Below are 23778 nucleotides of genomic sequence, written 5' to 3'. Positions count from 1 at the left end.
GCGCCTATCCCAGCCGGGAGGCCATGCCGGCGAGCGACTTGGCGAGCGTGCGGCCCTTTTCGTCCATCGGCATGTTGAGCGCAGTCTCGAAGATCTTCGCCGCGCGCTCCTTGTCTCCCTTGCCTGCCGCGAGCAGCATCGCGGCAAGCGCTGTCGAGAAGCTTTCACGATCCAGGCGGCGTGCAACCGCGGTGCGGCGCGCCGCCTCGTCGACCCGGCCTTCGAGGATGTCGATCACCGCGAGCGAGCCGTGGCTTTCGGCAAAGCTGTCGTCGAGCGCCAGCGCCCTTTCGAACCGGGCCTTGGCCGAAGCCGCGTCGCCCGCGAGCAGATAGGCCCAGCCGGCCGCGATCCACGACCCGAGGTGGTCGCCCCAGATCTCCGCGCCACGGTCCAGCTCGTGTGCGCCGGCGAGCTTGTCGCCGCCGAGCAGCTCGCTCAGCCCGTGCCCGATCAGCGCCCGCGGCGAATTGGGCGACTGCGCCAGCGCCGCGGTGAACAGGCGTGCGGCCGTATCGGTATCGTCGTCCACCATCGCGAGCGTGGCGAGCGTCACCATCGCCTCGGGGTGATCGGGCGCCCTGGCAGCGGTTTCGGCGGCGAGCGCTTCGTCCTCCATGTCGATGGCGAGCGTCGAGACCGCCGCATTCAAACCGCGATGATCGGGGTGACGCGCGAGCAGCGGACGTGCGCGCTCCATCGCCCTATCCACTTCGCCCTTCTCGTGGAGCAGCTGGACCTCGAGTTGCGCGGCCTGGGGCAGCGCCTCGGACGTCGCCTCGTCAAGCGCTTCGAGCGCCTCGTCGAACCGCTTTTCCATGGCAAGCGACCAGGCCAGGTTGAAGCGCACCGGCGGCCCGTCCGCGCCGTTTTCGAGAAGCGCGGCATACCGGCCGGCGGCGTCTCCCCATTGCTCGCGGCGCATCGCCACCAGTCCGGCCAGGTGCTGCAGTTCCGGCGGCAACGGCGCCTGCGCCGAAGCGCGATCGAGGAGGTCGGCAGCGTCGTCGAACCTGTTCTCGGCAAATGCCGCTCGGGCGGTATCGGCGAGCAGGTTCGGGTTGGCCGGATCCTGGGCGAGCAGCGCGGCCATGCGGGCAAAACGGCTCGCGGAATCCGCGATCATGTCGGTCATGCCCTGTCCCCTTTCAGCTGCGCGATCGCGCGCTCCATCAAGTCCGCTCCGCCGGGCGTCTCCGCGATGATGCGCACGACATCGTCGACGATCGCCTGGAGCGGCGCGTCGTTTCCGATCGCTTCGCCGAGCTCCTCGGTCAACAGCCCGCGTACCACGGCGCGGCGCACCTCGTCCTCGCCGAGCGAGTCGAGCGCCGCCAGCGCGCGCGCCCGGTCGATGGGGCGCTCGGAGCGGGCGCGCGCCACGGTCCGGGTCCGCGCGACCGACCGCTCCTTGTCCGTGCGATGCAACTGCTCGCGCAGCAGCAACAGCACCTGGTCGACGTTGCCGATGCGCGTCATCTCAATGCTTCGTCCCACTCGCACCGAACTGGTCGAGCAGGAACGACGTCGCCGACCGTTCGGCCTCGGCCCGGGTTGCGTCGCTGCTCTCGCCACCCGCGAGCGGCGCGCATTCGTCGATGATCAGCTGCATGTCGCGATTGAGCGGCAGATTCTCCTGGTTGACCGCGATGCCCTCGCGCAGCGACGTGATCGCCTGGGCGAATTCGTCGCGGATCAGATGGCGAAGGCCGGCCACGAAATGGCCAAGATAATGGCCCTCCGGCAACGTATCGAGCGGTTCCCAGGTCTTGAGCGCGCGCGCCGCCTCGCCCGAGGTGAGTTCGAAGAAGCCGAGCTGGAAGCGCGCGATCGCGAAGTCCGGCGCGAGCGCGACGGCGCGGCTGAGCGACGCATGCGCCTCGATCGGCCGCCCCGATCCGGCGAGCAGCGAACCGCGCAGGAAATGCAGCCGCGGGTCCTCCGGATAGGCTTCGATCAGCTGGTCCGCGAAGGCGAGCTCGTCCGGGCGGTCGGACTGCATCGCCGCGATCAGCTGCTGGATTTCTTCATCGGAGCAAAGCGTCATATCGTCGTCTTTCCCTAGCGCGCATGGCCGATGCGCGTGCGCAATCGCTTGATCGCGCTCGCATGGAGCTGCGACACCCGGCCCTTCGACAAGCCGAGCATCTGCGCGATCTGAGTGAAGCTTACGCCATTTTCATAGTGATGCCGAAGGATCGCCGCCTCGCGATCGGGCAGGCGCGCGATCTCGGCCGCGAGCAGCGCGTTGAGCTCGCGCCATGCCAGGCTCTCATAGGCGTTGGGGCGATGATCCGCACCGTCGGCGCGATCGATCGTGCCCGTCCCCTCGAGCATCAGCCCGATCGCCAACCCGGCGGCAAGGTCGGCGAGCGCGCGCAGCGGATCCGGTATCTCCCCCTGCGCGGGCGCGAGCGAGCGGGCGCGCTCCGCTTCCGCCCGGCGGCGATAGCCGAATTGCGCACCCAGCTCGCTCATCCGCGACGCGCCGTCGAGGATCGAACCAAGGATGCGGCGCCGCGCGAAGGCGCCGAACGGCGCGCCCCGCAGCGGGTCGTAGCGGTCGATCGCGACGAGCAGCCCCTCATAGGCGAACTGCTCCATGTCACCGAGCTCCATCCCGTTCCTGGCGCGGCTGCGCAGCTGGCGAAGCGCGATCGAGCGCGCGAGCCCGCGGTAGCGCGTGAAGATCTGCTCGCGGCAGCGCACCTCCTTCTCGAACCGATAGCGCCGCCAGAGCGACGCCTCGACCCGAGGCGGGATGATCACCAGGTCGAGCCCGCCCCGCCGCGCTGCGCGCCTCATTTGAAACTGCCCATGACGCCCTGGAGGATCAGGCTCCAGCCGTCGATCAGCACGAACATCAGGATCTTGATCGGGAGCGAGATCGTGCTCGGCGGCACCATCATCATCCCCAGCGCGAGCAGGATGCTCGAGACGACCAGGTCGATCAGCAGGAACGGCAGCAGGATCACGAAGCCGATCGTGAACGAGACGCGCAGCTCGTTGAGGATGAAGGCGGGCGTCAGCTTGAGCAGCTCGACCTGCTCGGGCCGGTCGGGCACAGGCGTCTTGGCGATCGCATAGATCGCCTCGATGTCGCTGTCACGGGTCTGGGCGAGCATGAACGTCCGGAGCGGCGCGCTCCCCTTGTCGATCGCCTCCTCGACGCCGATGGTGCCCGCCATCAGCGGCTTCAGCGCCTGCGCATTGAGCGCCGTGAGCGTCGGCGACATGGTGAAGGCGGTCAGGAACAGCGCGAGGCTGACCAGCACCGGGTTGGGCGGCGTCTCGGGCATGCCGAAGGCATGGCGCACCATCGAGAGCACGATGATGATGCGGATGAAGCTCGTCATGCTGAGCAGGATCGCCGGCACGACCGCGAGCAGCGTGAGAATCACTGCCGTGCGCACGACATCGGTGCCGATCGGGCTCGCCGTCGCGGCGAAGGCCGGGAACGGCACTGCGAGCGCGGCCAGCGCCGCGGCGCGACGAACGAACGGCTTCACTCGGGCTTCTCCGCGACGGGCGCGTCGCGCAGCACGGTCAGATGCTGCTCGGCGCAAAGCACGAGATACTCCTGCCCGTCGCAGCGAAAGAGGCAGACGTCGGCATGCTGGCTGATGCGCCGTGTCTCGACGACGTCGATGCGGCGCGCGGGAGCCGCGGCCGCGGTCAGGCGGCGAAGCGCAGCGAGATCGATCCTGCCGCCGCTTCGCTTCAGCAGCAGCGCGGCCAGACCTGCGATCATCAGGCAGAGAAGCAGCGTCATGACGATGCGGGTGAGCGACAGATTCAGGTCGGAACCACCGCCCAGCCGCTGAGCAAACGCGGGCATCGGCATCAGCAGGAAGAGGATGGGAACGCATGCCCTCAGCCGGGCCATTGCACGATCTCCGTGAGGCGCACGCCGAACTTGTCCCCGACCGCGACCAGTTCACCGCGCGCGACCCCTACGCCGTTGAGCTCCAGCACCACCGTGGCATTGAGCGGCGTATCGAGCCTCACCACCGTCCCGGCGCCGAGCGCCTCCAATTCGGCCACGGTCATCTCCGCGCCGCCCAGGAATGCCCGCAGCTCGACGCCGACATTGCCGATCAGCTTGCTGCTCACCGTCGGCGACGCGACGGCGGCGGTCGGCTGGGCCTGGGCGGACTGGGGGTCCTTCACTTCTTCATCGATCACGCGCTTCATCCAATTGGAGCCTGAACAATCTCGAGTGCCAGCGCGTCGCCGGCCTGGATCACGGTGCAGCGCCCGCGCGCCAGCGCCGTGCCGCCAAGCGCGAGCGGGAGCGGGCCGCCGGTCTCCCGGTCGAGCACCAGCACATCCCCCTGTGCGAGCCCGGCGAGCTCGGCGACCGAGATCCGGCAGGTCCCCAGCGCCGCCGAAAGCCTGACCGGCAGCGATGCGAAGGCCTGGGCCGGGTCGCCGAGCTTCGGGCTCGCCGGCGGCGCGGGCAGGCTCGCGCGGACGAAAGCGGCGAACAATGTCTCGCCGAGCTCGAGCCTGAGCACTGCCTTGCGCTCCGGATCGGCGATCTCGAGCCGCTGCACGGCCTCCCCTTCGCGCCCGCCGCCCTCGCCCGCGCTCCACGCGGCACCACGCGGAAGCTTGAAGATCGCCGCCATGCGCAACTTCAGATCGTCGAGCGCGGCGCCGCCCAGCCGCTCGAGCAGGAGAAGATCCGCGTGCGGCCGTTCCGGGCCCTTGAGCGCGATACCGAGCACGCCGCCGCCCAGCGACGCAGTCGCGCCCGGCGATGCGCCGATCGCCAGCCCGCCCTCGCAGCGATGCCATACCGTCTTGCCGAGTTCCCGCTGCGGCTGGGCGATGCGCGTGAACGCGCCGGCCACCCGCATCGCCCGCGCGGGGAACCAGGCCTGCGACCAGGCGTCGACCAAGTCCGCCAGCGCACCCAGTGCGACGCGGGGCATCGCCGTATTCGCGGGAAGCCAGGAACGCGCCGTCGACATCAGCCCTGGCCCCGGATCCCGAACAGCTGCTGGATCATGTCGTTCGACACGCTGATGATCTGGGACGAGGCCTGGAAGCCGCGCTGGATCAGGATCAGGTCGCCGAATTCCTTCGACAGATCGACGTTCGACGCTTCGATCCGCTTGCCGAGTACCTGCCCGACGCGCGGATCGTCGCTGACCGCGAGCAGCCGCTCGCCGTTGCCTTCATATTCGAACAGCCCGCCCGATTTCTGCTTCAGCCCGTCGACATCGCGGAAGTCGGCGAGCGCGACCGAACCCAGAACCGTCTTCTGCGAATTGGAATAGCCCAGCTCGATCTGGCCCTTCTCGTTGATCGAGACGGTGGCGAGCGTGCCGAGCGCATAGCCGTCGGTCGAGCCGAGGCGCAGCTGCGACGTCGTACCGCCCGAGAAGGAGGTCACGCCCGTCATGTCGAGCGTGACCGAAAGCCCGCTCGCCGTGTCGCTGACCGTCATCGTGCTGCTCAGCGGATCGATCAGCCCGGCGGCATCGAACTTGACCGCGCCCGCACTGCCGACCGCGCTTCCCTTGTCGTCGATGATGGCGATCTTCCAGCTGCCCGTCTCGGCATTCTGGTCGGTGTTCTTGGTGAAGGTCACCTTCCAGACGTGGAGCGTGCCGGCGGCGTCATAGACCTTGATGTCGCTGACGCTCACCGGATCGGCCGTCGTCGACGAGAGGTTGTCGGCGAGCTTGATCGTGGTGGTCTTGTGCGGCGGGCTGTTGCGCATCCCGTCGATCGTCAGGCTGACGGGCTGGTTCGAGGCGCTGAGCGTGGCGAGCCGATAGTCCGTGCCCGAAAGGACGATATAACCGTCCTTGTCGACTTCGAAGCTGCCGGTCCGCGTATAGAGCGTGCGGTCACCGTCGAGCAGCACGAGGAAGCCGGTGCCGTCCACCGCCAGATCGAGGTCGCGGTCGGTGGTGCGGAGCTCGCCCTGCTTCAGGTTGAGCAGCTGGTCGCCGATGCCCACGCCATTGCCGGCGCCGCGCGTGTCGACGGTGTGCGACAGGCCGCCGCCATCGGCCGTCCCGAAGTAATTCTGGAAATTGACGGTCGAGCCCTTGAACCCCGAGGTGTTGAGGTTGGTCACGTTGTTGCTGACCTGTTCGAGGCCGCGCGAATAGGCGTCGAGCCCGCTCAGTCCGATATAGATGGCGCCGAACATCGTCCTAGTTCCCCTGTCTGACTTGCGAGATGCTGCTGATCGAGATGCCGCTGATCGTCTGTTTGTCGCTGGTGACGATGGTGATGCTCGGCACGCCGTCGGCGAAGGCGATCGACGTCACCTTGCCCGAGAGCGTCGTCGAGCCCGCCGGAACGTCGACCGTCGCGCCGAGCAGCGAGGTCGCCTGCGCCGTCGCCTGCGCACTCACCAGCGATTCCAGCTGGTCGTTGGTCGTCTGGCCCTGCTGAATCTGCGAGAATTGCGCGAGCTGCGAGACGAACTGGAAATTGTCCATCGGCTTCAGCGGATCCTGGTAGGTCAGCTGCGTCAGGATGATCTTCAGCAACGAGTCGAAGCCGAGGCCGAAGGCGGTCGTGGCCTGGTCCGACGCGCTGGTCCGGCCGGTCTGCGTCGTGCCGGCGGCTGCGGCCGCAGCGGCCATGGGTGCGATCACGTTCACTTCGCTTCCTCCTCGATCGTCGAACTGGCGCGGGGGCCATGGATGCGGATGCTGCGTGCCGCGAGCCCATGCCGCGAGAGCAGCGCGGCGATCTCGACATGGAGCCGCTCCGCTTGGCCCTCGCCGAGCGACCCGGCGAAGGCGGCGACGTGGAGGCCCCGCTCGAGCTCGTGGACCGCGACCTGGACGGATTGCTCGGCCGCCGCGCTACGCGGACGCGCGCGCTGCTGAAGCGGAGCACCGGGGTCGACCGGGTGGCCGGCCACGATCCTCGGCTGCGACACAACGAACGGGGGCGCGAGGACGAGGCGCGTCGCCAGCCCGCGCGCCGGCTCAGGCGATGCCCGGCTACCGGAGGCAGCGAGCGTCGATCCAGCGAGCGGAGCGGCGGACGGCCGCGTTGCGGCCGGACCGTCCTCCGGGGCAGCGATGGCCGCGGCCGCACCGGCAAGGTCGATTTCCGGCGCGGCAACGGGCTGGACGCGGGAAACGACGAGCGCGGCGCTCAACGCCTGGCCCGGCTCGAAGAAGCCGTCGCGATTGAAGCTGCGCGCGGCCGCCCGCTGCCGCGGATCAGCGACGACGGGCTGGAGCTGGGGCGCATCGGTGAGCGCGGCCGGTAACTCCGGAGTCCCGCTCCCCGGCAACGGAACACCGCCCGCGGGAGGCGACGAACCGGCAGCGAGCAAGGCCGCGAAGTCCTCGCCGGCTTCGACTGCGGGCGCCACGGGGGACTCGCCGCTCACCGGCGCGGGGGGGCTCTGCGACAAGGGACCGATCATGCACGCCTCCAGCGCCAGGTGATCCGATCGGCCTGGGCCTCGAGCGACCGCTCCTCGCGCGCGCGCCGAAGCGCGCGCCGGCTGGCCCGGGCCAGCGTCTCGGCCTGGCGGAGGCGCGCATCGCTTTCACGCCAGGCGGAGGTGCGCGCATCGGAATGTTCCGCCGCGCGCGCCGATGCGCCGCGCGCTTCCACGGTCTCCGCGGCTCGCGCGACCAGGTCGGCGGCGAGCGCACGCGCCAGCTCCGGCGCGAAACCCTCGGCGAGCTGCGCCTGCCAGGCCCCCACGGCCTCGTTCGTCCGAACCTCGGCGCGCCGGGCATCCGCCTCCGCGGCCTGCTGCGCCGCCAGCGCTTCCCCGAGTGCCTGCTGCGCGGCGACGCGTTCTGCCGCCCTCAACGCTGCGATCTGACCGATCGCCCGGCTTCGCGCGCGCTTATCCATGCGCGCCTCTCGGGGCCGATCGAAGCGAGGCGACGGTCTGCGCGAAGGCAACGCAGTCGCCCTGACCTTGTTGCAGGAAGGCCATGAGCCCCGGCCGGGCCGAGATCGCTCGATCGATCTCGGCGCTGGCGCCGGGCTTGTAGACACCGCTCTCGATCATCACCCGGGCCTCCTCATAGGTCCCGAGCAGCGCCTGCGCGGCCTGCGCGGCCTGCGCGTGCGCGTCGGTCATCAGCCTGCCGGCCTGGCGGCTGATGCTGCGCGACACGTCGATCGCCGGGAAATGGCCGCGGTCGGCGAGCGTGCGCGACAGCACGACATGCCCGTCGAGCAGCGACTTCATCGTCTCGACGATCGGATCGTCGACATCGTCGGTCTCGCTGAGCACGGTGAGCACCGCGGTGATCGCCCCGCCCCCCCGGACCGCGCCGCAACGCTCGACCACGCGGGGCAGCGCCGCGAAGACATTGGGCGTATAGGCGCGCACGGTCGGCGGCTCGCCAGAGGCGAGGCCGATCTCGCGCAGTGCCATCGCCAGCCGCGTGACCGAATCCGCCACGAACAGCACCTGCTCGCCCCGTGCCCGCCAATATTCGGCGAGGCACAGCGCGACGTTCGCCGCCCGCGCGCGCATCGGCGCGCTTTCGTCCGAAGTCGCGGCGACGAGCGTGAACCGCTCGGCATCGTCGCGTGCCGATAGCATCCGCCACATCGCCTCGACTTCGCGGCCGCGCTCGCCGACGAGGCAGACCACGCAGCGATCGCACTCGATCTGGCGCACGAGCTGGTCGACGAGGCTGGTCTTGCCGACGCCGCTCGCCGCGAAGATGCCGATGCGCTGGCCGGCACCGAGCGTGAGCAGGCCGTCGATCGCGCGAACCCCGGTCGCGACGATCTTCTCCGGAGTCACCCGGTCGAGCGGCGCCGGCACGTCGCCCGACGCGGGCACGCGCACCGCGGCTGGGATCGCCGCGCCCCCATCGATCGGCCGGCCGAGCGCGTCGATCGCACGACCCGCGAAGGCAGGCCCCACCGCCACTGCGCCGGCGCCCGGGAGCAGCCGGACCCTGGCGGCGCGCCGAACCCGGCGCTGCTGCTGGAGCGGGACGAGGATCAGCCCCTGCTCGTCGACCGCGGCGACTTCCGCGAGGACAGGATCCTGGCCCTCACCGACCTCGCAGAGATCTCCCACGGTGCATTCCGGGCCGGTCGCCTCGAAATGGCTTTGCGCGACCTTGCGGATCACGCCGTGCGGACGAACCAGCGCCGCCTCGCGCAGCCGGGTGATGAAGCGATGCTCGGTCACGCTTCCTCGCCCATCTGCTCGAGCAGCGCGGCTAGCGCCGACCATTGTTCGCGGACATCGATCTCGACCTCGCCCAGGCGGCATTCGATCCGGCAGGCGCCCCCACGCAGTCCCGCTTCCCGCTCTACACTCGCACCGGCGATCAGCGGCAGGCTCACGCCTTCGGGAAAATCGATCGAACTCACCAGCACGCGCAGGACGGCGTCCCTGCGAAGCGCATCGAGCTGGCGCGCAAGCGCCGCCTCGGTCATATCCCGCCAATCGGTGCGGTCCGCGAACAATTTGTCGAGCGCCGCCCAGGCCAGCGCCGGCGCAAGCGCTTCGAGCAGGTCGAGCCGCTTGCCGAAGGCGGCGAGCGCATCCTCGGCGACCCGTTCCAGGAGATCGAGGCGCTCCGCCTCGCGGACTTCGGCGTCCCGCAAGCCTTCGCCGCGGCCCTTTTCATAAGCCTTGAGGATCACGTCGTCCGTGCTCGCCTTGCCCTCGGCAAGCTCGGCCCCAAGGCGCGCGATCTCGCCGCGCAACCGGGCGATCTCGGCGTCGCGCGGATCGGCCGCAGGCACAGGCGCCGGCGCTCGAGGTTCGCGCTCACGCGCCGGCGCGAAAGCCCTGACCGCGCCGGGTGCGCCGGACTTGATCAACGCGCTCACAGCGGAATTCCCCATCGACGGAACCAGCCCGCGAGCGCGCTGGCGAGGCTCCGCGCTTCGATCACCGCGGCGCTCTCTTCGCCGCTGGCGCGAAGCGCGTCCGCGAGGGCCGCACGGCCGGCGACCGTCACTGCCGCGCCCTCCGGATCAGCGATCCGCGCCGCGATGTCGGCCGAATAGGGCGAGGCTTGACGCACGTCCCCCCAACCCGAGAGCCGCGCCCGAATCCGCTCGCGTTCGCGCGGGGTCAGCCGGGCGATGATCGCGCGACGGTCCGCGCCGGGCAGCTTGCCCAGCTCCTCGAGGAGCATATCGAGCCGAGGCTCAGGCGACAGCATCGCCGCCATCCTCGAGGTTCAGCTGCCTGCGGAGTTTCGCCGCGAACGCCTCATGGTCGCGCGCCTCGAGCACCAGCATTCCGCGCCGGCGGAGCAGCCAGACGAGCAGTGCGACCGCCACGAGGATCAGGCTTCCCCAGCCCAGCCATGCGAACCAGTCGAACCGCGGCACGGCGAGCGGCGCGGGCTGCGCAGCCGCGGTTGCCGGCGTCGCCGAACGCTGCACCGGAGCCGGCCCAGGCGCGGCGATCGGATCGACGGGGCCCGTCTGGAACTCAAGGCTGTCGCCCAGCGCAGCGCTCAGCGGCGTCGCCGCGGTGATCGCCTCGCGCACCACCGCCTGATCGTCGCCGCCCAGCGGCACCTCGGTCTCGAACTGCATGCGCAGGCGGAAATTCCGGCTCGGCCCGTCGCCCGAGGGGACCCAGCCATTGTCCGCCGCCTCGCCGCTCGCGGCGGACGACGGCGCGGCGATCGGCATCAGCAGCACGCGCACGGCGAAGTGCAGCCCCGGCAGCTGGCGCTCGACGGCGCCGCGCGCCCTGGCGCGATAGTAATTCTCCACCGCCGAACGCTCATCCAGGTCGGCAGGCCGGTCGAGCGCGGGCTCCGCGGCCACGACCGGGCTGATCACCCGACCAGCCGAATCGAGCACCACCACTTTCGACTGGGGAAGGTCGGGCACCGCCGCCGCGACCAGTCGCTGGATGCCTTCGACGCGGGCCGGATCGGCCTGCTGCCCCGGCTTCATCGCGATGGTGACCGCGGCGGTCGGATCTTCGCGCTCGCCGCGGAACAGGCTCCGCTCGGGCAATGCCAGGTGCACGCGCGCGCTTTCCACGCCGTCCATCTGCACGATCGTGCGCACCAGCTCGCCCTGGAGCGCACGCTGATAGTTGATCTTCTGCGCGAAGTTGGTGAGCCCCATGTCGGACTTATTGAACAGCTCGAAGCCGATCTGCCCCCGCTCGGCCGCGTCCGAGCCCGCGATCGCGAGCCGCGTCGCGTCCGCGCTGCCCTCCGGCACGAGGATCGTCCGCCCGCCGTCGCGGAGCTGGTAGCTCGCGTGCTTCTTGTCGAGCTCGGCGACGACCGCCTGGGCATCGGCCGGGCGCAGCCCCTCCGCCAGCACGACATAGCTGGTGCGCAGGAACAGGAAATAGCCGAGCCCCAGCAGGCTGCAGATCAACAGGAACACGCCGCCCAGGATCAGCAGCTGGCGCCGTGAACCGCGAGGTGAAACGACGTCGTTCATCGGGGGCGCATCACAGCTGCATGTTCATGATATCGCGATAGGCCTCGACCAGCCTGCCGCGGACCTGCATCGCCAGCTCGACCGAGACTCGCGCCTCGGCGAGCGCCATCGTCACCTGGTGGACAGGCACCGAATCGTCGAGCGCGAACTGCTGGACGAGCTTGTCCGCCGCCGCGACCTTGGCGTCGACGCCGTGCAGGCCGTTCATCAGCACCTGCGCGAAGTCCGCGCCGCCCACCGAGGGCGACGCGATCGGCTGCGTCGCCTGGCCGATCTGCATCGCCACCGGATCGGACTGGCCGGCGCCCACCGCCGCGATCGCTTCGATACCGGTCACGAGCCGCGTCCCAGCTCGGCGGCGCGCGTGTACATCTGCTGCGCGATCGACATCGCCGTGAGGTTGGCCTCATAGACCCGCGAGGTCTGGATCAGGAGCGTCATCTCCGCGGCGTGATCGATGTCGGGATACGTCACGAAGCCGTCGCCATCGGCATCGGGATGGCCCGGCTCGTAGACGCGCCGCGTGCCCGCCGCGATCGGCTCGAGCCCCAACACCTCGACCCCCTCGGGCCGGGAGGGAAGCTTGCCCGCGCGCAGCATCGCCGAGAAGTCCGCGGACGGTCCCGAGACGAGCCGCATCGGCTGGAACATGCCACCCGACGCCGTCCGGCTCGTGTTGATGTTGGCCAGGTTCTGGGCGATCACCTGAAGGCGCTGCCACTCGACGTCGAGCCCGGTGCGGCTGATCTCGATCGCGTCCATATCAGCGTCCTCCGTCGATCACGGCGCGCATCAGCGAGCCGCGTCCTTCGAGCACCGAGAGCAGCGCGCCGTAGCGCATCGCGGTCTGCGAGGCGGTCGCGATCTCGAGGTCGAGGCGCATCTCGGTGGCGAATTTGGGCTGCGGCGCGAATTCGGTCTCCGGCTTCACCGCGGCGACCGCGCCGGGTCCCTGCGCCGCGGCCGCGCGGAGGCTCTCCTCGAAGCGGACTCGCACCGGCCGATAGGTCCTGGAGTTGGCATTGGCGATGTTCTGCGCCGTCGCGGCCTGGCGCGCGTCGAGCCCGTCGAGCGCCTTGCCGATCAAGATTGCCGAAATGCTGGGCATTCGCTTGTCGCCTTATTGAACGAGGATGTCTGCGTGGAGCGCGCCCGCCGCCTTGATGGCCTGGAGGATCGAGATGATCCGCCGCGTGTCGACATGCGCGCGTGCGAGCGCCTGGACGAGATCGCCGACCGAGGTGCTCGGGAACTTGAAGGTCCGGTCGCCGACGCCCTGTTCGACGTCGAGCTTGGTGTTGGTGACGACCAGGCTCCCCACATCGCTCGCGAACCCCGAATAAAAGCTCGGCTGCGAAGCCGTCCGCTCTGCGGTGACCGTCACCTTGATGTCGCCTTGCGAGATCACGACGCTCGAGATCGTCACGCCGCCACCGGCGACCACCGTCCCGGTGCGCTCGTTGATCACGATGCGCGTCGCGGCATCGGGCTCGACGGTCAGGTTCTCGAGCGTGGCGACGAAGGCCGTCACTTGCTCGGGCGAGCCATGGAAGCGAATCCGGACCTCGTCCGCGCTCCTGGCCCAGGCGGCGCCATAGCCCAGCCGTTCCCCGATCCGTTCGGCGATCCGCTCGGCAGTCGAGAAGCTAGGCTCGCTCAACAGGAAAGAAAGCTCCCCGTTGGTCTGAAGCAGCGGCGACTCGACGCCCAGCTCCACCGTCGCGCCGCCCTGGAGGACCGCGGTGGTCGGATAGTTGCGCTGCTGCTGGTTCAGATCGGCGTCGAAGCGATAGCCGCCGGTCAGCAACGGCCCCTGCGCCACCGCATAGGTGCGCTGGTCGGGGCCCATCAGCGGCGTCATGATCAAGGTGCCGCCGGCAAGGCTGCGCGCGTCGCCGATCGAAGAGACCGTGGCATCCATCCGATCGCCGACATTCGCCGAGGGCGAAAGCACGGCGGTCACCATCACCACGGCGACATTGCGGCTGCTGATCTCGTCCTCGGTGACCGAGGTTCCCAGCCGGCTCAGCACGTTGCGCAGCGCCTGGCGCGTGACCGCGCTCCGCCGTGTATCGCCGGAGCCGGCGAGGCCGGTGACGATGCCATAGCCGATCAGCGCGTTCTGCCGCCAGCCGGCAAACCGCCCCAGCCCCTTGAGCGGCACTTGCTGCGCCAGCGCAGGCATCGGCAGCGCGAGGAGGAGCGCAACGGCGACAAGACGGGCGAACAGGCGCATCAGAGCAGCCCGAACAGGTTGAAGATGCGGCTGATCAGCCCCGGCTTGGCGCTGCGCGACACGAAACCCTTGCCGTTGTAGTCGATTTCCGCATCGGCGATCCGGCTCGAGAGGATGCTGTTGTCCGCGCCGATGTCCGCGGGGCGGATGCGCCCGCGCACGGCGATGGTCGTGTCCTCGCCGTTCACATGGAGCTGCTGGGTGCCGAGGATGCGGAAGTCGCCGTTGGGCAGCACTTCCTCGATCCGCACGCTGAGCTGCGCGACCAGCCGCTCGCTGCGGCGCACTTCGCCGCGTCCGGTGAAGCCGCCGCCGAAGCCGAGATCGCCCGACTCGTTGAGCGATCCGCCGCGGATGCTGCCCGAAAGATCGGTCGTCTTACGCGCGCTGTTCTGAGTCGCGTTCGAGGATTCGGAGACCTGCGATACGACGACGGTGATCGTGTCTCCCACCGCCGCCGCGCGCCGGTCCGAAGCCATCGCCGCCCAGTTGCCGCCGCTGTACAAATCCTGCGCGGCGGCGGGGGTCGCCGCCGCCATCGCGAGCGCAAGCGCCGAGAGCTTGAGCCCGGTCACTGGCGCCCCTCCACGACATAGCGCACCGCAAACACCTGGCCCGAACCGTCACGCACGAAGAGCCGCCCGCCCGGCCGACCGGCCTGGAGCGCGACCACCTGCCGCTCGATCGTCACCGGCCCCGCGCTCGAGCGCAACGTCAGCGCCTCGCCCTTCCGCACGCCGCCCTCCACCGGCAACGCGACGCGGCCGAGATAGTCGCCCTGCCGCAGCGCCCTCGTCGCGACGGCCGCCGCACTGCCGCGATCGTAGCGAACCGGCGCTCGCCCCTCCGCCTTCCGGCACGCGGCGGGCACGAGCGCTTCGCCCGAAAGCGTCTCGCCCTCGGCGACATCGTGCGCCGCGATGAAGCAGCCGGGCACCGGCGCCAGCCCCATCACGAGCGTCGAAAGCAGATGGGCGACGGCCATCGCTCAGCGCCTCAAGCCATTGGCGATCGCCATCATCTGATCGGCGGCCTGGACGATCTGGGCATTGGCGGCATAAGCGCGCTGGACGAGCATCAGCTGCACCATCTCGTCGGTCAGCGCGACGTTCGACCGCTCGATCCCACCCTGCACGAATTGCCCGGCGCCGTCCTCGCCCGCCGTGGTCTCGCGCACGGGCGAGCCGTCGAGGACTCGATAGAGGCCGCCATCCAGCCGCTCGATCTGCGCGGGGTCGTCGAGCTGCACGAGCTGGAGCTGCCCAAGCTCCACCGGCTCCGCCTGGTCCGGCATCGTCGCGCGCACCGTGCCGTCGGCGGCGATCTCGAGCTTGCTGGCGTCGGCCGGCACGGTGACCGAGGCGCGCAACGCAAGCCCCGAGGCGGAGGCGGCGAGCATACCGTCCTCGTCGAGCTTGAGCGCGCCGCCGCGCCACAACAGCGTCTGTCCTCCCGGACCCATCAGCTCGATGAAGCCGTTGCCCTCGATGGCCAGGTCCATCGCGTTGCCGGTCCGGTCGATCTCGCCGGCCTGGTTGAGCATGAACTCGCTGTCGAGCCGCACCCCGGCCATCGCCGCCGTCTCGGAGCTCGCCGTCACTGGCGCGTCGGGATCGACGCGACTCGCGACGACGTCCGCGAAGCGGATCTGCGAGCGCTTGAACGCCGGCGTGTTCACATTGGTGATGTTCGCCGCGATCCCGTCGAGCGCGCGCTGCTGCGTGCCGAGCCCGACCGCGCCGATCGAAAATGCGTCGCTCATCGCCCGCCCTGCCCGAAGTTCGTGATCGCCCGGCCGATCAGGTCGTCGTAGATCTGCACGAGCCGCGCGCCGGTCTCCGACTGGCGGACCGCGGCCGTGACCGCGACCATCTCGTCGCCGAGCGAGACGTTGGAATTCTCGACCGCACCCTGGCGGAACACGGCGCCGCTCACTTCGTGCATCGCACCTTCAGGCGAAGCGAAGAAGGATTCGCCCACCGCGACCAGCTGCGAGGGGTCGGCGGGCGCATAGACCGCGAGCCGCCCGACCGGTGCTCCCTGGTCGAGCACCGTACCGTCGTCGAGCACCGATGCGTCGGGATGGTCGACCACGAGATCGCCCCCGCCCGCCTGCTGCAGCACATAGCCTTGCGGGGTGACCAGCGTTCCATCCGCCGAGAGTCGGAACTGACCCTGGCGCGAATAGATCATGCCCTGCGGCGCGCGGATCTGGAACAGTCCAGGTCCGCTTATTGCCAAGTCAAATGGATTGTTTGTCGGCTTGATCGATCCTTGATCAAAGTTACGCACAACAGATATACTCGGATCGTAATGATCCGATCCGGTCGATGAATTAATCAAATGCGCGAAGCTGATCTGGCGCTTGAAACCCGGTGTCGAGATATTCGCGACATTGTGCGCGTTGATCTCTAGCCGCTTTTCAGAAGAACACAAAATCGCTGTCGCGGACTCTATAAGCCCCGACATATACCCCCCTGAACTGCCTCCAAAAAGAGACAGATATTCAGCAGAGTCGTCAAGACGCAGAATCAGGATATCCACATCTAAAATTACATCTTCACGTTTTCCGTAATTTATTGAATCCGATCGCGATAATGCTACGACTCATGCGCGGAACGGCTGCCGCCGTTACGGTCAAGCGATTAATCTGGATCCAGGCATTTTTGCCGGAAGCTGAGCAAGCGCGATTAAGTCCATTTTCGAGCTATTTACCGCCTGACCTTGCAGTCTTGCGACGTCAGTCCGGCGCTGCTTCGCGCGACTGGCGCCAGGACAATCCGGCCGCCCGGCAAATCCGCGGTTGCATCGGGGGGCGCTCGCTCGCTTAGAAGAAACGGATGGGCGCCATTCTTTCGCTGCTGAAGACCTTGAGCGCGCGCCGTCAGCGTCAGATCCTCATGCTGCTCTCGGCGCTTCTCCTGGCGACCGTCGCCGAAGTCGCCAAGATCGGCGCGGTTCTTCCGGTCGTCGCTCTCGCGGCGAGGCCGGGCACCGGGGCCTCTCACCTGACGAGTTTCGTCCGGGCGGCCGGGGGTGCGAATCCGCTGCTGCTCGCGTCCGCGCTGCTGATCCTCTTCGCGCTGCTCTCGGTCGCGACTCGACTGGTCCTGGTGTGGCTGACCCACCGCTTCGTCGTGGGCGTGGGCGAGGACATTTCCGAGCGGATCTTCGCGCGCCTGCTCCGCCAGCCTTACGAGGCCTATAAGACTCGCAGCAGCGGCGAGATCCTCGCGGGCTTCGAGAAGGTGCGCGGCCTGCTCTTCTACGTGCTTCTCCCCGCGATGCAGGCCGTGACTGCCGCGGTCGTCAGCGTCGCGATCATCGTCATGCTGCTGGCGATCGATCCGGTGGTGGCGTCGATCGTCGCAAGCGCGATCGGCGGCATCTTCCTGGCCGCGCATTTCGCGACGCGGCGCATGCTCGACGAGAATTCGCGCACGGTCGCCACCATGGCCACCGCCAAGATGAACGTCGTCCAGCAGGCGCTCGGCAATATCCGCGACATCCTGATCGACCGGTCCCAGCCCGTGTTCGAGCGCGACTTTCGCGAGATCGACTCGCGGCTGCGCTGGGCGCAATCGGTCAACATGCTCGTCGCAGCGGGGCCCCGCGCCTTCATCGAGTCGGCGGCCGTCGTCGCGCTGGTCGGCGCCGCGCTGCTCGCGACGGGACGACCCGGTGGCCTGGTAGGCGCGCTGCCGGCGCTCGGCGCGCTCGCGGTCGGGGCGCAGCGGCTGATCCCCTTGCTGCAGCAAGTCTACGCGGGATGGGCGATGGCCGCCGGCAACGTCCATTCCGTCGCGGATGTGATCGCCTTCATGAACCTGCCGACCAGCCCCGACGCCGACATGCCCGAAGGCGGCGCGGTGCCATGGGGCGATATCGTCCTGAGCGACGTATCGTTCGGCTTCGGCGGCGCCTCCCCGGTATTGCGCGGCATCGACCTGCGCATTCCACGAGGCGCGCGTGTGGGGATCGCCGGCGAGAGCGGCAGTGGGAAGAGCACGCTGGTCGATATCCTCATGGGCCTGCTGACGCCCACCTCGGGCACAATCTCCATCGGCGGCACCCCGATGGACGAGGCACTGCGCCGGCGCTGGCAGGCGCAGGTCGCGCACGTGCCGCAGGCCGTCTATCTCTCCGACGGCAGCATCGCGAACAACATCGCCTTCGGCCTCCCGCCCGAGGCAATCGACTTCGATCGCATCGCGGCCGCTGCGGAAGCGGCGCAGGCCGCCGGCTTCATCGCCCGGCTCCCCCATGGCTACGAGACCCGGGTCGGCGAGGGTGGCGCGCGGCTTTCGGGCGGTGAGCGCCAACGTATCGGCATCGCGCGCGCGCTCTACAAACGGGCCGATATCCTCATCCTCGACGAGGCGACCAGCGCGCTCGCGGAAGACATGGAGGCGGCGCTGCTCGCGGCGCTCGATCGCGAGAGCATGACGCTGATCCTCGTCTCGCACCGGCGCTCGTCGCTTCGAAACTGCGATCTCATCGTCCGGATGGCCGACGGCAGGGCGCACGCAAGCTTTTGACTTGGTGGCGTCTTCGCCTGTAACCACCGTCACGTGGATGGGATCGCAGCCAGCTCGGAACGGCCGGAGCCCTCGATCGCTCGATATCTGTATCGCGCTCATGGCGTGACGCTCGCGGTGGACCGCCCGGCACCCAGGCTGTCGCCGCTGCCTTCGCCGGGCCGCGACGAACCGATTTCGCTCGCATTCGGGGCGGTTCCGCTCGCGCTCGATCGTCCCGAGGTGCAGGACGAATATTTCCAGGCGACGGCCCGCTCCTATCTCTTCCGCCAGCCGAAGCAATGGGCGGTGCTCGTCGAAGACGGCCGCGAAGCGCTGTTCGAGGGTGGGCCGGCGCTGAGCGAGGAGCAGTTCTGGTACAGCGCCGTGACGAATGCGGCAGGCGTCGCAGGATATCAGCGCGGTATGTTCCCGCTGCACGGATCCGGCGTCCTGTTCCCGGCAGGGATGGTCGCCTTCACCGGACGATCCGGCGCGGGCAAGACGACGCTTACCGCCGGCCTTGTGCAGCGGGACTATCCGTTGTTCGCCGACGATCTCTGCCTCATCCGGCCCGAGCGCGGCACGTATCTCACCGGCCGCGGCGCGCCCGAGATCCGCCTGCTGCGCGATGCCGCCGAAGCGCTCGGCTGGGACCATGACGATTCGTTCGGCCACCAGCCGGCGCGCGACAAATTCGCCTTCGTCCGCGAACAGTCCCCGATCGACGATGCGCCGATGCTCGCGATCGTCGAGCTCGATTTCGCCGATGGCCCTCCGAGGCTGGAACGGCTGGAGGGCGTGGCGCCTTTCACGGCGCTGGTCGCGGGAATCCGGCTGCGGATGGGGCTGCCGAGCTTCCCACGCGCCCAGCGCGGCCCCGCCTTCGCGCTCGTGACCCGGATGGCCCGGGACATCCCGGTTTATCGCTTTACGCGCCCTCGCCGCTACGAGGCCTTCGCGGCGGGGCTGGACCTGCTCGTCGGCGCCTTCGGGAGATAGGGATGGATCATTTCGTACGCGTGGCGGATATCCCCGCCGCCGAATTCGGCGACGAGCTGGCGGTGATGGATCTCAAGAGCGGCGCCTATCTCACCTTCAACCGGACCGCGGCCGAACTGTGGTCGCTGCTCGAGGTGCCCCGGCCGCTCGAGGCGCTCGTCCGCGAGCTCGCGGCGCGCTACCCCGCAGTCGAACCAGATCGATGCCGGAGCGAAGTCGAGGCTTTGCTGGCGCAGCTCGTCGGCATGGGCGTGGTGGAGCGGCGTGGCGGCTGACCGTGGCCTCGCTGTCGAGGCGGCGCTGGGACGGTTCGCGGCGCATGCCCTGCTGCGGCTGCTGGGTTTCAAACGGCTCGTGCGGACGCTGGGACGCGGCACCGGACGACCGCCGGACCCCCTATTGGTGACACGGATCGCCGCGGCAGTGAACCGGAACGCGAAGGGCGGCGCCAACAGTTGCCTCCGCCGCGCCTTCGCCGCGGCCTGGATGCTGCGGATGCGCGGCATGATGCCCAGGCTGCACTACGGCGTGCGCCGGTGGGAAGGCGAGATGCAGGCGCATGCCTGGCTCGAAGTCGAGGGCCTGCCCGTCGTGGGATATGACCAGGCGCCGGACTTCGCGCTGCTGGCGAGTTTCCCGCCGGACAATCCCTAGGCGTCGCGATCGAGAGCGCCCGGAACCGGCCTTCCCGTCACGATCGAGCCGTGCCGCAGCCGCTCGCGCAGCGAACGCGGCTGCAGCGCATATTTGCGCGCGAAGTAGAAGAGCCGGACGAGGCGATCCGAGCGTCGCCAGTCCCGGCCCATCACGCGCCGGAAACGATCGTGGAAGAAGCGCCGGCGGATCTCGCGGTTGCGCTGCGACCCGGTGATGGATTCCCGATGGATGCGGAAGCCGCTGAGGATCTCGTCGAGCAAGAGGTGGCTGCGGGCATATTGCATCATGTCGAGGAACAGCTCGCTATCCCACGCGATCCGATTGGCACTGTTGAACCCGCCGGCCTGGCGGAACAGCGCGGCGCGGAAGAAGGTGGACTGCTGGCAGATGGTGCAGCAGCCATAGGCATAGGCGCGCGGATGGAAGCGATCCGAAAAGGACCGCCGCACTCGCCGGCCCTGGGCATCGACGATCCACATGTGCCCCGTCACGAGATCGACCCGGGGACCGTCCGCAAACGCCTTCGCGACCCTGGCGATGGTGCCGGGCAGGAGCAGGTCGTCCGAATTGAGGAAGCCGAAGATCTCGCCGGTCGCCGCAGCGAAGCCGTTGTTGAGGCCCTCGGCAGGTCCTTCGTCCGCGCGGTACAGAATCCGGTCGAGGCGGTCGCGATAGCGTTCGATGATCTCCCGCGTCCCGTCGGTGGAGCCGGGGTCGACCACGATATATTCGATGTCCGGATAGTCCTGGTCGAGCACCGATCGCAGCGCCTGCTCGACGAATTCGCGCTGGTTGTAGGCGATGGTGACGATCGTGAAGCGCATCCGCGTCACGGCCCGGCTCGACTGGCTTCCGCCGCATAGCCGTGCGCCGCCAGCCAGTCCCGATAGCGCCGCGTGACGAAGCGACGCAGCCGCGGGTCACCGCGATCCGCCGTCGTGCCGAGATGTCCGGGGTGCAGTTGCGTCTCGTGATCCGCGCCGCCCCCCTCGGGCGGCCGGAGCGCCGCCAGCTGCGCTGCGATCCGCTGCGCCTGCGTCTCGTCGATCGCCGCTCCGATCGCGCGGGCCAGGTGGTGGACCTCGTCGACGGGCGACCGCACCATGTCCTCATAGCGCATCATGTGGATCGCCCGGCCAGTCCAGTCCGCGTGGCTGCGGACATATTCATCGAGGAACCGCCGGACCGTGAGATAGCGGTTGAGCGGCAACATCCGATCGACGAGGCGGCGCAGCGTCGCGGCCCGCCCGTTGCCGAGCCAGCCCATCCGATCGAGCGACCTCACGACGTCGCGCAGGTCGCGGTAGCAGCCGACCGCCAGCGCATCCGGGAAACGGGCCGCGAGGCGATAGCGGTGCAGCTTGACCACATGCGCAGGTTCGGGGCGCGCCGGATCATAGTCCTCGATCCATGCGCCATAGGCGGGTGTGCCGGCCTCGCGCAGGATCGCCCGCACGGCGTTATATTGCCAGGTGCTGCCGGACCGCGAGCCGCCGCCGCACAGGATCACCCTCGCGGTCATGTGAGGGGCGTGTCGCGATCGAAGGCGCGGCGCATCGACGCGGCGAGGCGCCGGTAGAAGCCCGGCGTCAGCAGCTTGCGCAGCCGCGCCGGCTCCCTGATCGCGAACAGGCCGCGCCGCCTGATCGCGGAGGACGCGAGTCCCAAGCGGTTGACCAGCGGATGATCCGCTCCCAGGCGATACCAGAGGAGGATGGCGCGGCGTCTCGCCCAGCCGATCGGGGCGCCCGTCAGCGGCACGCCGAACAGGTGCGCGAACAGCGCTTCGGCGTGCAGCAGGGCCCGCCGCTCGCCCATGGCCTCCAGCCGCTCGCGAACCCCCTGCCACGAAACCACCCCCGCCACTCGCAGCGCGGCGAGATCGAGCATCGTCTTGAGCGGGACATGTGCCTTGTCGCAGCATTCGTCCCAGACGAAGGAATGCGCGATCACCAGGACGGCGTGCAGCGTCCAGTCGGGCAGCAGGATCCGGGCGCCGTCGATCTCGGCCGGCGTCGCGCTGTCGAGCAGCATCGCGGCGGGCAGGTTGCTGCGCCCGTGCCAGCGCGTGACGCGACGGTGCAGCTCGAGCAGGGCCGAACGGGCTTCGTGATATTGCTGGTTCGCATGATGGTGTTCGATCGGCTTCACGCGGTCGAAGCCGATCCGCGCCGCCGCTGCCTCACAGGCGAGATACTGCGCTTCCGGAACCAGCAGGTCGATATCCGCCATGAGACGGAATCCGGGATCGGGATAGATGCCGCCGATCTGCGCCGCCGATCCCTTGAGCAGCAGCGGCGACACCCCGACCGCGTTCATCGCCGCCGCCAGCGCGTGAAGGTCGTCGCGGCGCCGCGCGGCTCTTTCGCGCCCGTACAGCAGCGTGAGCCGGGCATAGGCCGCGGTTTCGGCGGTGAGCCTGGTTTCGCCCAGCAGCCATGCGAGCGCGGGTCCGGTGCCGTAGCGTTCGGTGACGTCGACCAGCGGCGCAAGCCGATCGCGGCCGATCGTCTCGTCCGCGGGCAGCGTCGTGCCCGACACCCAGGGCGCGAAAGCGGCGCCATAGGCCTCGAGCTTGCGCCACATCAGCCGGCGTCCGCCGAGAGAGGTTCGGCCAGCGCCACCGCCCAGCCGGAATCATATTTGCCGCGCCCCTGGGGCTCATAGCGCGCGAGCCGGAAACCGGCATCGCGAAGCTCCGCCTCGATTTCGTCGCGGCTGAAGCGATGCACGAACGTGGGGATCAGGTCGTCGCCGAATTCGGGCGGCGGCCGCCGCAGCAGCCGGCGCATCGCCCTTGCCACGCGATAAACCGTCTTCAGCCGCGTGGCGGGCTCCCGTTCGGTGAAGAAGGACAGCAGCAGGGGCGCATCCGGCGGGAGCGACGCGCGAAGCCCGTGCAGCAAAGCGATACGGCGCGTCCGCCCGACGATCAGCGCATAGGCACTCCATCCGATGATCGCCCCTTCATAGGCGGCCGGCGCCGGAGCCGCGTCGCGCGCCAGCGCGCGCACCGTTCCGGTGGCGCCGTGCCGCGACAGGAAACCCTCGGCGAAGGCGACGAGCGCGGGGTTGCACTCGAAACCGTCGACTGCATGGCCGCGCCGTTCCAGCGCCAGCAGTTCGCGCCCGCCGCCCGCACCGATGACCGCCAGGCGTCCCGCTCCCTGGAAGAACGCGTCGATCGCGAGCGCCTCCCAATCCATGAGGCCGCTCGAATTGTGGCGCTCGCCGTTGTAGCTGGGGTTGGAACGATAATGGAGGTCGTCAACCGCCTCGAAATGGCGAGGCCTGAGCAGCCCAAGCCAGAGGCCGGCATAGGCTCCGTCCAGCGCATGGATGAGCGTCTTCCAGCGGCGCCCCTGCCACAGGTAGAAACGGATGAACGTAGGATGCCCGGCCGGCGTCACGGCGAAGGGCTCGACAGCGCCTGTCGGAAACCGCAATCCCGGACCGCTCCCTCCATAGCGCTCTCCCCCGCCTCCCGCGGCACCGGGACCAGATGCGCCGGAAAGCTCGACCCCGCGCCCGTCCCGCATGGAGGGCGACCCGAAGTTCAGATGGTTTGCTGCGCGGTTTCGAGCTCGAGCCGGATCACTTCGGGCGTGATCCATTCCGGGTCCGCGCGATGCGGTTCTCCCTTCGATCCATCCTCGACTTCGGGGCGAACCAAAGGCTCAGCCATGACACAGCTCCACTTTGCCCGAGACCCGAAATGCAACGCGGCCGCGTTGCCTCGGTTCCCGGACAGAGCCGAAATGGCTTCGAATTATAGCACGCCGCACATGGGCGGCGCCGGATCAGCCGCCCGGGATACCGGTCTGCTGCGCCGTCTCGAGATCGAGCTTGCTGACCTGAGGCGTAACCCATTCCCGGTCGGCCCGCGACGTCTCGATTTCGCGGGCGGCATCGGCTTCGGGGCGGGGGTTTTCGGCCATGTACACGCTCCAATTCTTTGCAGGG

34 protein-coding genes are annotated in these 23778 nt (G+C 69.1%); 4 read left to right on the top strand and 30 right to left on the bottom strand.

All coding sequences use genetic code 11. From position 1 onward, the window contains the following. Positions 1-4 precede the first annotated feature (4 nt). The 24 genes from J7495_RS18065 to J7495_RS17950 are packed head-to-tail and all read right to left on the bottom strand — an operon-like array spanning position 5 to position 16108. Positions 5-1135, bottom strand: coding sequence for a tetratricopeptide repeat protein (locus tag J7495_RS18065; RefSeq protein WP_294058288.1), 1131 nt, complete (start codon positions 1133-1135; stop codon positions 5-7). After that, the gene (locus tag J7495_RS18060; RefSeq protein ID WP_294058287.1) at positions 1132-1479 is read right to left on the bottom strand and encodes a hypothetical protein; all 348 of its coding nucleotides are present in this window, start codon (positions 1477-1479) and stop codon (positions 1132-1134) included. Before J7495_RS18060 ends, J7495_RS18065 begins: the two co-directional genes overlap by 4 nt. 1 nt (position 1480) lies before the next feature. Further along, entirely contained in the window at positions 1481-2047 is a 567-nt protein-coding gene (locus tag J7495_RS18055) for a hypothetical protein (RefSeq protein WP_294058286.1), read from the bottom strand. Positions 2048-2061: 14 nt separating this feature from the next. Beyond that, a complete protein-coding gene (locus tag J7495_RS18050; RefSeq protein WP_294058285.1) occupies positions 2062-2805 on the bottom strand; it encodes a sigma-70 family RNA polymerase sigma factor in 744 nt (247 codons plus the stop codon). Beyond that, entirely contained in the window at positions 2802-3509 is a 708-nt protein-coding gene (gene fliP / locus J7495_RS18045) for a flagellar type III secretion system pore protein FliP (protein WP_294058284.1), read from the bottom strand. Before fliP ends, J7495_RS18050 begins: the two co-directional genes overlap by 4 nt. After that, entirely contained in the window at positions 3506-3886 is a 381-nt protein-coding gene (locus J7495_RS18040) for a hypothetical protein (protein ID WP_294058283.1), read from the bottom strand. Before J7495_RS18040 ends, fliP begins: the two co-directional genes overlap by 4 nt. Then, on the bottom strand, positions 3874-4194 hold the full coding sequence (locus J7495_RS18035) for a FliM/FliN family flagellar motor C-terminal domain-containing protein (protein ID WP_294058282.1): 321 nt from the start codon (positions 4192-4194) through the stop codon (positions 3874-3876). The genes J7495_RS18040 and J7495_RS18035 overlap by 13 nt, the downstream gene beginning before the upstream one ends. Beyond that, the gene (locus tag J7495_RS18030; RefSeq protein WP_294058280.1) at positions 4191-4937 is read right to left on the bottom strand and encodes a FliM/FliN family flagellar motor switch protein; all 747 of its coding nucleotides are present in this window, start codon (positions 4935-4937) and stop codon (positions 4191-4193) included. Before J7495_RS18030 ends, J7495_RS18035 begins: the two co-directional genes overlap by 4 nt. A gap of 38 nt (positions 4938-4975) precedes the next feature. Next, positions 4976-6169 carry a flagellar hook protein FlgE gene (locus tag J7495_RS18025; protein ID WP_294058279.1) on the bottom strand — a complete coding sequence of 398 codons (1194 nt, stop codon included), beginning with the start codon at positions 6167-6169 and terminating at the stop codon, positions 4976-4978. Between the two features lie 4 nt (positions 6170-6173). Beyond that, positions 6174-6629, bottom strand: a complete 456-nt coding sequence (locus J7495_RS18020; protein WP_294058278.1) for a flagellar hook capping FlgD N-terminal domain-containing protein — start codon at positions 6627-6629, stop codon at positions 6174-6176. Further along, a complete protein-coding gene (locus J7495_RS18015; protein WP_294058276.1) occupies positions 6626-7411 on the bottom strand; it encodes a hypothetical protein in 786 nt (261 codons plus the stop codon). The genes J7495_RS18020 and J7495_RS18015 overlap by 4 nt, the downstream gene beginning before the upstream one ends. After that, entirely contained in the window at positions 7408-7854 is a 447-nt protein-coding gene (locus J7495_RS18010) for a hypothetical protein (RefSeq protein WP_294058274.1), read from the bottom strand. The genes J7495_RS18015 and J7495_RS18010 overlap by 4 nt, the downstream gene beginning before the upstream one ends. Beyond that, a complete protein-coding gene (locus J7495_RS18005) occupies positions 7847-9160 on the bottom strand; it encodes a FliI/YscN family ATPase (RefSeq protein ID WP_294058273.1) in 1314 nt (437 codons plus the stop codon). Before J7495_RS18005 ends, J7495_RS18010 begins: the two co-directional genes overlap by 8 nt. Beyond that, positions 9157-9810, bottom strand: coding sequence for a hypothetical protein (locus tag J7495_RS18000; protein WP_294058272.1), 654 nt, complete (start codon positions 9808-9810; stop codon positions 9157-9159). Before J7495_RS18000 ends, J7495_RS18005 begins: the two co-directional genes overlap by 4 nt. Beyond that, positions 9807-10148 carry a hypothetical protein gene (locus tag J7495_RS17995; protein WP_294058270.1) on the bottom strand — a complete coding sequence of 114 codons (342 nt, stop codon included), beginning with the start codon at positions 10146-10148 and terminating at the stop codon, positions 9807-9809. The genes J7495_RS18000 and J7495_RS17995 overlap by 4 nt, the downstream gene beginning before the upstream one ends. Beyond that, positions 10135-11403: a flagellar basal-body MS-ring/collar protein FliF gene (fliF, locus tag J7495_RS17990; protein WP_294058269.1), complete on the bottom strand. Its 1269-nt coding sequence runs from the start codon at positions 11401-11403 to the stop codon at positions 10135-10137. The genes J7495_RS17995 and fliF overlap by 14 nt, the downstream gene beginning before the upstream one ends. Positions 11404-11413: 10 nt before the next feature. Beyond that, the gene (gene fliE / locus J7495_RS17985) at positions 11414-11740 is read right to left on the bottom strand and encodes a flagellar hook-basal body complex protein FliE (RefSeq protein WP_294058268.1); all 327 of its coding nucleotides are present in this window, start codon (positions 11738-11740) and stop codon (positions 11414-11416) included. After that, on the bottom strand, positions 11737-12165 hold the full coding sequence (gene flgC, locus J7495_RS17980) for a flagellar basal body rod protein FlgC (protein WP_294058267.1): 429 nt from the start codon (positions 12163-12165) through the stop codon (positions 11737-11739). Before flgC ends, fliE begins: the two co-directional genes overlap by 4 nt. A 1-nt stretch (position 12166) precedes the next feature. Beyond that, positions 12167-12511, bottom strand: a complete 345-nt coding sequence (locus J7495_RS17975; protein WP_294058266.1) for a hypothetical protein — start codon at positions 12509-12511, stop codon at positions 12167-12169. 12 nt (positions 12512-12523) lie between these two features. Beyond that, positions 12524-13639, bottom strand: a complete 1116-nt coding sequence (locus tag J7495_RS17970; protein ID WP_294058265.1) for a flagellar basal body P-ring protein FlgI — start codon at positions 13637-13639, stop codon at positions 12524-12526. Beyond that, the gene (locus J7495_RS17965) at positions 13639-14214 is read right to left on the bottom strand and encodes a flagellar basal body L-ring protein FlgH (RefSeq protein ID WP_294058264.1); all 576 of its coding nucleotides are present in this window, start codon (positions 14212-14214) and stop codon (positions 13639-13641) included. The genes J7495_RS17970 and J7495_RS17965 overlap by 1 nt, the downstream gene beginning before the upstream one ends. Beyond that, positions 14211-14624, bottom strand: a complete 414-nt coding sequence (locus tag J7495_RS17960; RefSeq protein ID WP_294058263.1) for a flagella basal body P-ring formation protein FlgA — start codon at positions 14622-14624, stop codon at positions 14211-14213. Before J7495_RS17960 ends, J7495_RS17965 begins: the two co-directional genes overlap by 4 nt. Before the next feature lie 3 nt (positions 14625-14627). Further along, positions 14628-15401, bottom strand: a complete 774-nt coding sequence (locus J7495_RS17955) for a flagellar hook-basal body protein (protein WP_294058261.1) — start codon at positions 15399-15401, stop codon at positions 14628-14630. After that, on the bottom strand, positions 15398-16108 hold the full coding sequence (locus J7495_RS17950; RefSeq protein WP_294058298.1) for a flagellar hook-basal body protein: 711 nt from the start codon (positions 16106-16108) through the stop codon (positions 15398-15400). Before J7495_RS17950 ends, J7495_RS17955 begins: the two co-directional genes overlap by 4 nt. Before the next feature lie 371 nt (positions 16109-16479). Here J7495_RS17950 and J7495_RS17945 point away from each other — a divergent pair, with 371 nt between their 5' ends. The 4 genes from J7495_RS17945 (at position 16480) to J7495_RS17930 (ending at position 19812) form a co-directional block, all read left to right on the top strand. Then, positions 16480-18177, top strand: a complete 1698-nt coding sequence (locus J7495_RS17945) for an ATP-binding cassette domain-containing protein (RefSeq protein ID WP_294058259.1) — start codon at positions 16480-16482, stop codon at positions 18175-18177. A 105-nt stretch (positions 18178-18282) separates the two neighbouring features. Further along, the gene (locus tag J7495_RS17940) at positions 18283-19158 is read left to right on the top strand and encodes a hypothetical protein (RefSeq protein ID WP_294058257.1); all 876 of its coding nucleotides are present in this window, start codon (positions 18283-18285) and stop codon (positions 19156-19158) included. Between the two features lie 2 nt (positions 19159-19160). Beyond that, a complete protein-coding gene (locus J7495_RS17935) occupies positions 19161-19433 on the top strand; it encodes a PqqD family protein (RefSeq protein ID WP_294058255.1) in 273 nt (90 codons plus the stop codon). Next, positions 19423-19812 carry a lasso peptide biosynthesis B2 protein gene (locus tag J7495_RS17930; RefSeq protein ID WP_294058253.1) on the top strand — a complete coding sequence of 130 codons (390 nt, stop codon included), beginning with the start codon at positions 19423-19425 and terminating at the stop codon, positions 19810-19812. Before J7495_RS17935 ends, J7495_RS17930 begins: the two co-directional genes overlap by 11 nt. Here the strand turns inward: J7495_RS17930 and J7495_RS17925 are convergent. The 6 genes from J7495_RS17925 to J7495_RS17900 form a co-directional block, all read right to left on the bottom strand. Beyond that, positions 19809-20639: a glycosyltransferase family 2 protein gene (locus J7495_RS17925; protein ID WP_294058297.1), complete on the bottom strand. Its 831-nt coding sequence runs from the start codon at positions 20637-20639 to the stop codon at positions 19809-19811. The genes J7495_RS17930 and J7495_RS17925 overlap by 4 nt on opposite strands. Before the next feature lie 5 nt (positions 20640-20644). Beyond that, positions 20645-21337: a sulfotransferase gene (locus J7495_RS17920; protein WP_294058252.1), complete on the bottom strand. Its 693-nt coding sequence runs from the start codon at positions 21335-21337 to the stop codon at positions 20645-20647. Beyond that, a complete protein-coding gene (locus J7495_RS17915) occupies positions 21334-22401 on the bottom strand; it encodes a nucleotidyltransferase family protein (RefSeq protein WP_294058251.1) in 1068 nt (355 codons plus the stop codon). Before J7495_RS17915 ends, J7495_RS17920 begins: the two co-directional genes overlap by 4 nt. After that, positions 22401-23225, bottom strand: a complete 825-nt coding sequence (locus J7495_RS17910) for a hypothetical protein (protein ID WP_294058250.1) — start codon at positions 23223-23225, stop codon at positions 22401-22403. The genes J7495_RS17915 and J7495_RS17910 overlap by 1 nt, the downstream gene beginning before the upstream one ends. A gap of 146 nt (positions 23226-23371) precedes the next feature. Continuing rightward, positions 23372-23500 (bottom strand): hypothetical protein, encoded by a 129-nt coding sequence (locus tag J7495_RS17905; RefSeq protein ID WP_294058249.1) that lies wholly within the window; start codon positions 23498-23500, stop codon positions 23372-23374. Positions 23501-23615: 115 nt separating this feature from the next. Next, entirely contained in the window at positions 23616-23753 is a 138-nt protein-coding gene (locus J7495_RS17900; protein ID WP_294058248.1) for a hypothetical protein, read from the bottom strand. Positions 23754-23778: the final 25 nt, after the last annotated feature.

The sequence above is a fragment of the Sphingomonas sp. genome, from assembly GCF_017745215.1.
In the GTDB taxonomy this organism is placed as follows: domain Bacteria; phylum Pseudomonadota; class Alphaproteobacteria; order Sphingomonadales; family Sphingomonadaceae; genus Sphingomonas.
The sequence above is the reverse complement of the archived record's forward strand: the minus strand, read 5'-3'. Positions and strand labels throughout refer to the sequence as shown.

Coding starts and splice junctions, on each gene's coding strand:
- J7495_RS18065 (WP_294058288.1), bottom strand. CDS start 1,135: ATGACCGACATGATCGCGGATTCCGCGAGCCGTTTTGCCCGCATGGCC.
- J7495_RS18060 (WP_294058287.1), bottom strand. CDS start 1,479: ATGACGCGCATCGGCAACGTCGACCAGGTGCTGTTGCTGCTGCGCGAG.
- J7495_RS18055 (WP_294058286.1), bottom strand. CDS start 2,047: ATGACGCTTTGCTCCGATGAAGAAATCCAGCAGCTGATCGCGGCGATG.
- J7495_RS18050 (WP_294058285.1), bottom strand. CDS start 2,805: ATGAGGCGCGCAGCGCGGCGGGGCGGGCTCGACCTGGTGATCATCCCG.
- J7495_RS18040 (WP_294058283.1), bottom strand. CDS start 3,886: ATGGCCCGGCTGAGGGCATGCGTTCCCATCCTCTTCCTGCTGATGCCG.
- J7495_RS18035 (WP_294058282.1), bottom strand. CDS start 4,194: ATGAAGCGCGTGATCGATGAAGAAGTGAAGGACCCCCAGTCCGCCCAG.
- J7495_RS18030 (WP_294058280.1), bottom strand. CDS start 4,937: ATGCCCCGCGTCGCACTGGGTGCGCTGGCGGACTTGGTCGACGCCTGG.
- J7495_RS18025 (WP_294058279.1), bottom strand. CDS start 6,169: ATGTTCGGCGCCATCTATATCGGACTGAGCGGGCTCGACGCCTATTCG.
- J7495_RS18015 (WP_294058276.1), bottom strand. CDS start 7,411: ATGATCGGTCCCTTGTCGCAGAGCCCCCCCGCGCCGGTGAGCGGCGAG.
- J7495_RS18010 (WP_294058274.1), bottom strand. CDS start 7,854: ATGGATAAGCGCGCGCGAAGCCGGGCGATCGGTCAGATCGCAGCGTTG.
- J7495_RS17995 (WP_294058270.1), bottom strand. CDS start 10,148: ATGCTGTCGCCTGAGCCTCGGCTCGATATGCTCCTCGAGGAGCTGGGC.
- fliF (WP_294058269.1), bottom strand. CDS start 11,403: ATGAACGACGTCGTTTCACCTCGCGGTTCACGGCGCCAGCTGCTGATC.
- flgC (WP_294058267.1), bottom strand. CDS start 12,165: ATGGACGCGATCGAGATCAGCCGCACCGGGCTCGACGTCGAGTGGCAG.
- J7495_RS17975 (WP_294058266.1), bottom strand. CDS start 12,511: ATGCCCAGCATTTCGGCAATCTTGATCGGCAAGGCGCTCGACGGGCTC.
- J7495_RS17970 (WP_294058265.1), bottom strand. CDS start 13,639: ATGCGCCTGTTCGCCCGTCTTGTCGCCGTTGCGCTCCTCCTCGCGCTG.
- J7495_RS17960 (WP_294058263.1), bottom strand. CDS start 14,624: ATGGCCGTCGCCCATCTGCTTTCGACGCTCGTGATGGGGCTGGCGCCG.
- J7495_RS17955 (WP_294058261.1), bottom strand. CDS start 15,401: ATGAGCGACGCATTTTCGATCGGCGCGGTCGGGCTCGGCACGCAGCAG.
- J7495_RS17950 (WP_294058298.1), bottom strand. CDS start 16,108: ATGTCGGGGCTTATAGAGTCCGCGACAGCGATTTTGTGTTCTTCTGAA.
- J7495_RS17945 (WP_294058259.1), top strand. CDS start 16,480: ATGGGCGCCATTCTTTCGCTGCTGAAGACCTTGAGCGCGCGCCGTCAG.
- J7495_RS17935 (WP_294058255.1), top strand. CDS start 19,161: ATGGATCATTTCGTACGCGTGGCGGATATCCCCGCCGCCGAATTCGGC.
- J7495_RS17925 (WP_294058297.1), bottom strand. CDS start 20,639: ATGCGCTTCACGATCGTCACCATCGCCTACAACCAGCGCGAATTCGTC.
- J7495_RS17920 (WP_294058252.1), bottom strand. CDS start 21,337: ATGACCGCGAGGGTGATCCTGTGCGGCGGCGGCTCGCGGTCCGGCAGC.
- J7495_RS17915 (WP_294058251.1), bottom strand. CDS start 22,401: ATGTGGCGCAAGCTCGAGGCCTATGGCGCCGCTTTCGCGCCCTGGGTG.
- J7495_RS17905 (WP_294058249.1), bottom strand. CDS start 23,500: ATGGCTGAGCCTTTGGTTCGCCCCGAAGTCGAGGATGGATCGAAGGGA.
- J7495_RS17900 (WP_294058248.1), bottom strand. CDS start 23,753: ATGGCCGAAAACCCCCGCCCCGAAGCCGATGCCGCCCGCGAAATCGAG.